This window comes from Kitasatospora sp. NPDC048715, from assembly GCF_043198905.1.
Classification (GTDB): Bacteria; Actinomycetota; Actinomycetes; order Streptomycetales; family Streptomycetaceae; genus Kitasatospora; species Kitasatospora lactacystinica.
Genome location: NZ_JBICVH010000046.1, coordinates 1 through 1,216, shown reverse-complemented (window position 1 = coordinate 1,216; position 1,216 = coordinate 1). Strand labels below are relative to the sequence as shown.

Sequence of the window (1,216 nt, the reverse complement as noted above, 5' to 3'; positions counted from 1 at the left end):
GTGGTCTCCGGCGGCCGCGGCGTCGGTGCCGCCGAGGGCTTCGGCGTGGTCGAGGAGCTCGCGGACGCGCTGGGCGCGGCCGTCGGTGCCTCGCGTGCCGCCGTGGACGCCGGCTGGTACCCGCACAGCAGCCAGGTCGGCCAGACCGGCAAGCAGGTCTCCCCGCAGCTGTACGTCGCCAACGGCATCTCCGGCGCGATCCAGCACCGGGCCGGCATGCAGACCTCGAAGACCATCGTGGCCGTCAACAAGGACCCCGAGGCCCCGATCTTCGAGCTCGCCGACTACGGCGTGGTCGGCGACCTCTTCGAGGTGCTGCCGCAGCTCACCGCCGAGGTGAAGGCCCGCAAGGCCTGATCCCCGGACGACAGCGGAGGGCGTGGCGCCGAGTGGTACTCGGTGCCACGCCCTCCGTCGTTCTCCGTCGTTCTCCGGCAGCGCCCCGGGCGCGCCGTCCGCCCCGCCCGCCGCACGGTCCCCCGGCGGATCACTCCGCGACGAAGGCCGCGAGGTGCTGGGTGGCGAGGTGCTGGGTGAAGCCGCCCTGGGCGGGCGGCAGCGGGCGCGGCTCGGTGTCCTGCACCGGTGGTGGCGGCTCCATCGGCAGCAGCCGCAGTTCCGGCTGGTCGGAGTCGGGGGAGGGGAGCAGCCGCACCCGGGTGCCGACCGGCACGGTGCTGCGCATCCCGTCCACGATGCACCAGACGTCGAAGCCCTCCGCCATGCGGATCAGGGACTTCTGACGGACCAGCGGCGTCCGGGCCTGTTCGACCGCGCAGCGCCGCACCACGCCGGTGCCCTCGCTGGGCTCCAGCCTGAGGTCGGTGGATCCGCAGGTGGGGCAGAGCAGCCGCTGGAAGGTCGGGTTGTTGCACCACGTGCAGCGCTGGAAGTACAGCGTCGTGCTGCGGGTGTCGGCATCGATGGCTGAGTGGATCACGCTGTCATCTCCCTGCGCTCGGACCGGCTCGTTCGGCAGAAGTTCGGCAGAAGTTCGGCACGAAAAGAATAGGGAACTCAGTACCGCGAAGGGAAGGCACTGAGTTCCCTTTTTGCCGCGCGCATGCATAATGAAGGGTACTGAGTACCGTCGTGAAACAGGAGTGGCGATCATGAGCCAGGACTTCGATCTCTTCCGGATCTCCGAGGAGCACGGGATGCTCCGTGAGGCGGTGCGTTCGCTGGCCGAGGCGAAGATCGCTCCGTTCGCGGCGGA

Annotated in this window: 2 protein-coding genes; one reads left to right on the top strand and one right to left on the bottom strand. The window is 70.1% G+C overall.

The annotated features are described in order from the left end of the window. Positions 1-357: electron transfer flavoprotein subunit alpha/FixB family protein (locus tag ACGFSC_RS42850; protein WP_392865352.1), on the top strand; the 357-nt coding region annotated here is incomplete at its 5' end. A 130-nt stretch (positions 358-487) separates the two neighbouring features. Here ACGFSC_RS42850 and ACGFSC_RS42845 read toward each other — a convergent pair. After that, a complete protein-coding gene (locus ACGFSC_RS42845; RefSeq protein ID WP_359915655.1) occupies positions 488-940 on the bottom strand; it encodes a hypothetical protein in 453 nt (150 codons plus the stop codon). Between the last annotated feature and the right edge of the window lie 276 nt (positions 941-1,216).